Raw genomic sequence first — 8,036 nt, forward strand, 5'->3', positions numbered from 1 at the left:
GTTTTTTTGCCCTGATAAAACAGAAACACCGTGTATAAAATAACACCAGCTAACAAAATGGCTGCTTCAAGTTTGCCAATGGTGCCATCCTGAATCATCCACAACGCGACAAAACTGATGCCAATCATTATCGGTACGTCTTGACGGATCAATTGTTGTGAAACCATCAACGGCATGATTAAAGCCGCGAGACCGAGAATAAACAGAATATTGAAAATATTACTGCCCACCACATTGGCGATGGCCAGTTCAGCCTGACCGGAAAAAGCCGCTTTGACACTGACAGCCATTTCAGGAGCACTGGTGCCAAATGCCACCACCGTTAAACCAACCACTAAAGCGGGAATTCCGAAACTGGTTGCTAAACGCGAGGCGCCTTTCACCAGTAATTCAGCTCCTATAATCAGTAGAATTAATCCTGCAACCAACATCAACCACGTCATCTTTTTATCCTTGATAAATGCTTTACAGTGAGATCTTGTTCACCATAAAGCATTAATTATTAATTACTTAGCGTTTAAATTTAAATCTGAATTTATCTACATAATGGCGTCCAGTTTCTTTTGCATTTCTTCAGCAGAAAGTCGTAATTGTGGCAGACCTTTGCGTAAGCGTTGCTGGCCCATCCAAAACACAATCGGTGCAGCGATAAACACCGATGAACTTGTACCAATCACGATACCGAATAACATCGGTAGAGCAAAACTAGCTACTGCGCTGCCACCGGCAACTGCCATCGGTATTAATGCCAGAAATGTGGTGACTGACGTAAAGACCGTTCTAGTCAGCGTTGAAGTGATACTTTCATTAAGTAATTCCAGCATCGGTTTGTCAGGCGTTAAGCGTAGATTTTCCCTAACCCTGTCAAACACTACCACTTTGTCATTCACCGAATAACCAATCAATGCCAATAACGCAGCAACCGCCGTAAGATTGAACTCTACCCCGGCCAGTACAAAAAAACCGATGGTTTTGGTTAAATCTAACGCAATGGTTAATGTAGCGGCTAAAGCAAAGTGGTACTCAAAACGGATCCACAGATACGCCAGCATGCCGAATCCGGCAAATACAATGGCCAGAATAGTGGCATCGCGGAAATCACCACTGACTTTTGGTCCAACCATTTCAACACGCGGAAAACTGGCATCAGCCGATATTTCCGTTACCGTGGTTTTGATGGTTTCAACCACCTTACCACTCGCTACTTGTTCGGCTCCTTCCATAGGTAACCGTACAAGATAATAGTCATTATCTCCAAACTCCTGGATTGCTGCCTGGGTAAAACCTTTATCCTGCAGGGCTTTACGCAGTTGTTCAACATTGGTATCTGGCGCCTGCACTTCCATCACCGTGCCGCCGCTAAAATCGATGCCATATTTCAAACCGGGTTGAAAGAATAAACCAATCGCTGCCAGTGACAGGATGGCAGAAACCGTAATACCTACAAACCGTCCCCGCATAAAATCAATCTTGCTATTGCTGAGACGATCCAGCGACTTTATACCCGAAATACTTAGTAATGTCTGTTTTGGCATCCGCTTTACCCGCCATTCCATCAATAACCGGGTAAAAGAAATCGAGGTAAACATTGACGTAATCAGACCAATCGCCATTGCCACGGCAAAACCTCGCACTGGACCACTGCCAAACATAAACAGCAGACTGATCGCGATCAATGAGGTGATATTGGAATCCAGGATCGTACTATAAGCGCGTCTGAAACCAGCATCCAAAGCAATTAGTGCACGTTTGCCACGACGGGTTTCTTCGCGGATCCGTTCATTTATCAGGATATTGGCATCAACTGCCATACCAATGCTCAGAATAATTCCGGCAATTCCAGGCAGTGTCAGTGTCGCACCTAATACACTCAAAACACCAAAAATCAGACCTATATTGAGCGTAAGACTCAAACTGGCAATAAAACCCCAGCTGCCGTAAATAGCCAGCATAAAGACCAATACCAATATGGCACCAATCACCCCTGTAGTAATACCCATCGAAATGGAATCACTGCCTAAATCCGGTCCCACCGTACGTTCTTCTATAACGTTTAGTGGTGCAGGTAATGCACCGGCACGTAACAACAAGGCAAGTTCATTGGCTTCTGCCACCGTAAAGGAACCGCTGATTTCTCCACGACCACCAGCAATGACACTGCGGATAACCGGAGCGGTAATAACTTTATCGTCCAATACAATCGCCAAAGAGCGGCCAATATTGTTCTTGGTCATTTCACCAAACAACCGGGCACCTTCTTTATCCAGCTCAAAACTGACCACTGGCTGGCCATTTTCCTGACTGAATACCAGATTGGCGTCCTTAATATGCTGACCTTCAAGCGCCACCCGCTCTTCCAGAGTATAGACTTCACCTTCAGTCATACCCTGAGCTTTGATTACACCCGATGTTTCTGCATTAGCCGCCCAGTGAAAGGTCATTTTGGCGGTGGTTCCAAGCAGGGTGCGGATATAACCTGGATCATCCACCCCAGGTAATTGCACCAGAATGCCATCACTACCTTGTTTAGTAATAGTCGGGTCAACCAGACCGCTTTCGTTCAGACGCTGCCGAACAACTTTCAAGCTATGTTCAACGGCATCTTTCGTAAGATTTTCGCTATGCGCTTTAGTGGGGGTAATGGTTAAGCGATTATGGTCATCCTCTATTGAAAACAAGGCCAAACCACCTTTTGGATCTTTTATATAGGAACGAGCGATTTGCTTGATTTCAGTCAGGCGGTTGGAATCTTTTGGGATGATAATCAGCTGGTTTTTATTGACTGAAACTGGCTGAATAAAGATTCTTGCCTCACGTAAAGCATCTGTGATCTGTTCAGCTAATTGCTGATGATCATTTAGTCGTAAATCATCGATATCCACCTGCATCAGCAAATGGGAACCACCACTAAGATCCAATCCTAATTTAAAGGTATTGTCGGTAAACCAGGAAGGTAAATGTTGTGTCGTAGAATGCGGCAACACATTAGGCAATGCACTAAGCAAGCCCACAATAATAATCAGACTGAATAAAACAGCCCGTGAATAGAATGAACGCATACATAATCCTCGAAGAAAGCTTCGTTAAACAAAAAAGTTTTTAAAAGGATTATTGGAGTGGAGGTGCGCGATTTAACGGTAAATGATATTTGCCGTCACTGATAATCAGTAACGTCAAATAATACAGATCCTCAGCAAGCAATAGTGCCGCAGCAGGAAGTATCAGAACAGATGAATAAACCAGCCAGTGTTGTTCGTTATCACCATCATCTACACTTGGTGTAGCCAGATTTTCAATATCTAACAGGGACCGGAAATGATCACGTTGATTAGCTAAGGTAAGCTGATCGAACTCGGCGACAAAACCGGAGTGGGCTGAAACCGTTACCTGACGGAAATCTACCCAGCCAGCAAAGGCCAGGCTATTAAGCAAAAATAGCAATACAAACAGTTGCCAGAAATTGGCAGGGTGCTGGTCAAGCTGCTGTGTGTGGAGATGTTTCATGAACTTATTCGCTATCAAGTGCACAAATTGTGAGCTTCGCCAATAAAACAGTCAATGAAAATTACAGCAAACATCCAACTATTTTAAGGAAGGTATTTTATGGGTTTATTAATGGAAGGCCAGTGGGTCGATCGCTGGTATGACACAGATTCCAATCAGGGAAAATTTATTCGCAGCAAATCACAGTTCCGCAATTGGGTGACTGCTGATGGAAGTGCCGGTCCAAGTGGAGAGGGTGGTTTTAAAGCTGAAGCGGGTCGTTATCATTTATATGTTTCTTTAGCCTGTCCATGGGCACATAGAACGCTTATCTTTCGCAAACTTAAAAATCTGCAAGATATGATTTCCCTTTCGGTAGTCAATCCATTGATGCTGGAACATGGCTGGACCTTTGATTACGCGGAAGGGGTGATTGAAGATCCGCTGCATCAGGCGAAATTTCTGCATCAGATTTATACCACTGCCGATCCAGATTACAGTGGACGGGTAACGGTACCGGTGTTGTGGGACAAAAAGCAGAACACGATGGTCAGCAATGAATCTGCTGAAATTATCCGTATGTTCAACAGTGCATTTGATTCAATCGGTGCCAAGGCCGGTGACTATTATCCCCAGGCGTTAAGACAAGAAATTGATGCCATTAATGATGATGTCTACGACAACATTAATAATGGTGTGTATAAAGCGGGTTTTGCCACCACACAACAGGCTTATGAAGAGGCTGTTTTTCCATTATTTAATGCATTGGATGAGGTTGAAGAGCGTCTGAGCAAAAATCGCTATTTAGTCGGTAATGATATTACCGAAGCAGACTGGCGATTGTTTACCACATTGATTCGTTTTGATGCCGTGTATCACGGCCATTTCAAATGCAACCTGAAATGCATTGAAGATTATCCGAATATTTCTGAATACGTTCGTGAGTTATATCAATGGCCCGGCGTGGCTGAAACCGTCAACATGCAACACATCAAAAATCATTATTATCGTAGTCATAAAACGATTAATCCAACGGGTGTGGTTCCTGCCGGGCCAATCTTAAATCTGGATCGTCCACATACCCGACGCTGATATCAATGCATGGTGGCAAGATAAAACATCACCGCAGCATCAATAAAACCAAAGGCAATAATCCCCATAACAAGATAGTGCCAGAAAGTTAGTTTGGATCTCATAAAGTCTCCCGTTAATTGATGCTATTAACTTCTAGACAAGATTTAAAACAAAAAGACTGACTAATCAAACAAAATTCAATTCCGTAAGGTTTAGTTAAGTATTGGTGTCGTAGCATTAGCCTCATTTTGAGTAATGGGGCAATTTTGTGGAAAAACATACTGGATGCAAACGGCTGCTTTATGCTTTTGGTTATTCCATACAGGGGCTTTTCGCTGCACTGCGTTATGAAACCGCTTTTCGACAAGCCTTTCTGCTGTTATTAATTGCAGGCATTGGGAGTTTCTTTCTCGAGGTATCATCCGTTGAACGACTAGCCATGATCACGGTTTTATTGCTTGTGGTAATGGTTGAAGCACTGAACTCAGCATTTGAATGCGTTGTTGATCGTATTAGCACCGAACCTCATCTGCTATCGGGACGAGCCAAAGACTATGGTTCTCTGGCGGTGCTTATTGCCCTCATTATCGCTCTGGCTACCTGGCTGACCATCTTGTGGCCATTAATAGTGCGAGGCTGATGATGACTAAATTACAGTCTTTTTTTGGCCCTTATCTGATATTGATAAAGCTGCTTCTCACCGGCTTGGTTATTCTGAGTTTATCGCGTATAGGCTTAGTCGTGTGGCAGTGGGATAGGGTGGTTGCTGCGACATCACTGCCCACTATTTTCTGGCAAGGAATTCGTGCAGATTTGATTATGATGGGTATGCTGCTTGTGCCATTGGCGCTGGGCTTGCCATTACTGGCAAATCAATTAGGATGGAAGATTTGGCAAAAACTGGTTCTGATTTGGGGCGTGCTGGTTATTGTCCTTATCAGTTTTATGGAAGCTTCTACCCCCGCGTTTATCAGTCAGTATGATCTGCGTCCTAACCGCTTATTTGTGGAATATCTACGTTATCCAAAAGAAGTCTTTGCCACACTTTGGCAGGGTTTTCGTTGGCCGTTATTGATTGGAGTGACCCTCACCGTTATTTCCGGCAGCGTGGCAGTAAAACTATTGCAGCGCTGGTTGAACAATAATCAGAAACCCTGGCCAGTATGGAAGATTTGGCTTGCCTGGCCACTGTTGCTGCTGATACTTGCTTTAATGATTCGATCGTCTATTGGTCATCGACCTGCCAATCCGTCCAGCTTTGCTCTGACACCGGATGCCATGGTCAATAGTCTTATGCTGAACTCAGCCTGGTCAGTATATTTTGCGATTTACAATATGCAGCACGAATCCAATGCTGCTGAAGTGTATGGCACGATGACTGATGAAGCGATCCTGTCGGAACTACATAAAAATTATCCATGGATTGATGAAGATACTCAGCGTAAATTTCCCACCTTGAATACCCGTCAGGCCTCTGTACAGCGAGATAAGCCACTCAATCTGGTGATTATTCTGCAAGAAAGTATGGGAGCTACGTTTGTGGAATCGCTTGGCGGCGAATATTCTGTCACTCCTGAACTTGAACGCCTAAAGAAAAAAGGCTGGTGGTTTGAACAGCTTTATGCCACCGGCACCCGATCAGTGAGAGGTATCGAGGCGGTAATCAGTGGCTATTTGCCGACGCCTGCACGAAGTGTGGTGAAGTTATCGCTCTCTCAACAAAACTTTTTCACCATTGCCGACCTATTAAAGCAACAAGGTTATTTCACTGAGTTTATCTATGGTGGAGAGTCACACTTTGACAATATGGCGAGCTTTTTTATTGGCAATGGCTTCGAGTCGGTGATTGATCAGCATGATTATGACAATCCGGTCTTTACCGGAAGTTGGGGTGTATCCGATGAAGATTTATTGAATAAAGCGCACCAGCAACTGCAACAAAAACATGCTGAAGGACAACCCTATTTCAGCTTGGTATTCACTTCCAGTAATCATTCACCTTATGAATTTCCCGATGGCCGCATTGAATTAGACAATCCTGTTAAACACAGTAATACCAATACAGTGAAATATGCTGATTATGCGTTGGGCCAGTTTTTTGATAAGGCTATGCAAAGCGATTACTGGAAAGATACCCTATTTCTGGTGATTGCCGATCATGACTTGAATGTGTTTGGTGATGCTTTAGTGCCGATAGAGCGCTTTCAGATCCCAGGGCTAATTTTAGGCGCGGATATCCAGCCACGGAGCATACCCACAGTTGCCAGTCAGATTGATATGCCGCCTACCTTGTTATCCTTAATGGGAATAAGTGCGGAAACCCCGATGATTGGCCGTGATTTAAGTCTGGAAAGAGAGCAGCAGTCGAGCGGCCGGGCTTTGATGCAATTTGCCGACTATTACGCCTTGATGCAGGGTGAGAAAGTCACTGTTCTCAGGCCGCAAAATACGGCGCTTGAAGGATATTATTCACCGAGTACCCGGCAATTGAAAATCATCGGGCCTGCCGCTGCAGAAGATGAACGAAAAGCGTTGGCACATGTGCTATTACCCTCATGGCTGTATCGGGAACAACGTTACGATATGCCCAATTTAATACAGTAAAAACAGTCTGGAAATAAATAACCGACCTGAAATTATCTGTCAGATAGTTTCAGGCTTTTTTTTATCACTGTTAGATTTAAAAGCAGCTTAAGCTTTTCTTAAGTATCCGGCTTTATGCTAGGCAACCATAAACATCTGGAGATGATTTATGGAAGCAACCATATTAAATAATACGACACTGAAGACTGCAAAGCATTGGCAACAACGTTTGTTGTTTCCACATAAATCACTTTCGTTCATAGATAATCAATCAATTGATAAACCGGCTGTTCAGTCATTTATCAGTGAGCGGTTTAATGATGCTTTCGGAGCGGAAATCTGCCATTTTTTGCCGTACTTTCTCGCCAGTCATATGGAAGGTGAGATTGACTCTGCCATTGGTTTTCAACCGGTTCAGCAGCACCCATTATTTCTGGAACAATATCTTTCGCAGCCAGTTGAACACACCCTGAAGTTGTATGGTGTCCACACCCAACGGTCGGACATGGTCGAAATAGGTAATTTGGCAGCCAGTTTTAATAGTGGTAGTCCATTATTATTTATTTTACTGGCCGCCGTATTGGATAAGGCTAACTATCAGTGGGTGGTATTCACTGCAACCCGCCAGGTCAGGCATCTGATTTCTCGACTCCAGCTCTCAACCATCATGTTAGGTGAAGCTGATCCCCAGCGTTTGATTGATAAAACTCAACAGTGGGGCAGTTATTACCAACATCAACCGATGGTATTGGCTGGTCATCTTGCGACAGCTATTGCACACCTGCGCCAACATCAGGTGATTCAATCGTTACTGGAAACCCATCAGGATTTTGTGGAAAGCACGGCGAGGATAATTCGTCAATGAACAGCAAAATTTTACAATCCTTTGAAAAACT

The 8,036-nt window shown here is 44.0% G+C and carries 7 protein-coding genes; 4 read left to right on the forward strand and 3 right to left on the reverse strand.

Annotated elements, in window-relative coordinates:
- The 3 genes from B3182_RS16185 to B3182_RS16195 form a co-directional block, all read right to left on the reverse strand.
- A partial coding sequence (locus B3182_RS16185; protein WP_414683356.1) for a sodium:calcium antiporter occupies nucleotides 1-443 on the reverse strand: 443 nt, incomplete at its 3' end.
- Nucleotides 444-539: 96 nt separating this feature from the next.
- Nucleotides 540-3,059 carry a protein translocase subunit SecD gene (gene secD, locus B3182_RS16190; protein WP_292357145.1) on the reverse strand — a complete coding sequence of 840 codons (2,520 nt, stop codon included), beginning with the start codon at nucleotides 3,057-3,059 and terminating at the stop codon, nucleotides 540-542.
- A gap of 49 nt (nucleotides 3,060-3,108) precedes the next feature.
- Nucleotides 3,109-3,504, reverse strand: a complete 396-nt coding sequence (locus B3182_RS16195) for a hypothetical protein (RefSeq protein WP_292357143.1) — start codon at nucleotides 3,502-3,504, stop codon at nucleotides 3,109-3,111.
- Nucleotides 3,505-3,603: 99 nt separating this feature from the next.
- Here B3182_RS16195 and B3182_RS16200 point away from each other — a divergent pair, with 99 nt between their 5' ends.
- The 4 genes from B3182_RS16200 to B3182_RS16215 all read left to right on the forward strand — a co-directional run bounded on the left by B3182_RS16200 (nucleotide 3,604) and on the right by B3182_RS16215 (nucleotide 8,005).
- The gene (locus B3182_RS16200; protein ID WP_292357142.1) at nucleotides 3,604-4,575 is read left to right on the forward strand and encodes a glutathione S-transferase family protein; all 972 of its coding nucleotides are present in this window, start codon (nucleotides 3,604-3,606) and stop codon (nucleotides 4,573-4,575) included.
- 250 nt (nucleotides 4,576-4,825) lie between these two features.
- Nucleotides 4,826-5,197 carry a diacylglycerol kinase gene (locus B3182_RS16205; RefSeq protein ID WP_292357141.1) on the forward strand — a complete coding sequence of 124 codons (372 nt, stop codon included), beginning with the start codon at nucleotides 4,826-4,828 and terminating at the stop codon, nucleotides 5,195-5,197.
- On the forward strand, nucleotides 5,197-7,161 hold the full coding sequence (locus tag B3182_RS16210) for an LTA synthase family protein (RefSeq protein ID WP_292411195.1): 1,965 nt from the start codon (nucleotides 5,197-5,199) through the stop codon (nucleotides 7,159-7,161). The genes B3182_RS16205 and B3182_RS16210 overlap by 1 nt, the downstream gene beginning before the upstream one ends.
- A 148-nt stretch (nucleotides 7,162-7,309) precedes the next feature.
- Nucleotides 7,310-8,005 carry a thermostable hemolysin gene (locus B3182_RS16215; RefSeq protein WP_292357138.1) on the forward strand — a complete coding sequence of 232 codons (696 nt, stop codon included), beginning with the start codon at nucleotides 7,310-7,312 and terminating at the stop codon, nucleotides 8,003-8,005.
- Nucleotides 8,006-8,036 lie beyond the last annotated feature (31 nt).

The sequence above is a fragment of the Methylophaga sp. UBA4204 genome, assembly GCF_002379485.1.
In the GTDB taxonomy this organism is placed as follows: domain Bacteria; phylum Pseudomonadota; class Gammaproteobacteria; order Nitrosococcales; family Methylophagaceae; genus Methylophaga.

Excerpts from the sequence above, each read along its gene's own strand:
- B3182_RS16200 (WP_292357142.1), top strand. The coding sequence starts at position 3,604 with ATGGGTTTATTAATGGAAGGCCAGTGGGTCGATCGCTGGTATGACACA.
- B3182_RS16210 (WP_292411195.1), top strand. The coding sequence starts at position 5,197 with ATGATGACTAAATTACAGTCTTTTTTTGGCCCTTATCTGATATTGATA.
- B3182_RS16215 (WP_292357138.1), top strand. The coding sequence starts at position 7,310 with ATGGAAGCAACCATATTAAATAATACGACACTGAAGACTGCAAAGCAT.
- secD (WP_292357145.1), bottom strand. The coding sequence starts at position 3,059 with ATGCGTTCATTCTATTCACGGGCTGTTTTATTCAGTCTGATTATTATT.
- B3182_RS16195 (WP_292357143.1), bottom strand. The coding sequence starts at position 3,504 with ATGAAACATCTCCACACACAGCAGCTTGACCAGCACCCTGCCAATTTC.